The organism is Microbacterium sp. H6 (assembly GCF_003314775.1).
In the GTDB taxonomy this organism is placed as follows: domain Bacteria; phylum Actinomycetota; class Actinomycetes; order Actinomycetales; family Microbacteriaceae; genus Microbacterium; species Microbacterium oxydans.
In genome coordinates, this window is sequence record NZ_QOAY01000233.1 from 1 (window position 1) to 201 (window position 201).

The following is a 201-nucleotide window of genomic DNA, read 5'->3' on the forward strand; positions in this document are numbered from 1 at the left end:
CCCACTGTCCTGGTGTTCGGCGACTCCTGGACGTACGGCTCGGCGGCCACCCTCCCCACGCAGGGCTACGCCTATCTCCTCGCCGATCTCCTCGGCGGCCGGACCATCGTGGACGGCGTCCGCGGGAGCGGATACCTCAAGCCCGGTATCGACGGACCGACGTTCGGAGAGCGCATCGCCGCACTCGACCCGTCGCTGTCG

The 201-nt window shown here is 70.1% G+C and carries 1 pseudogene; it reads left to right on the top strand.

Annotation, left to right across the window (positions count from 1 at the left end):
• Nucleotides 1-201 (top strand): annotated as a pseudogene (locus DSP71_RS24035) (SGNH/GDSL hydrolase family protein); the annotation flags it as partial.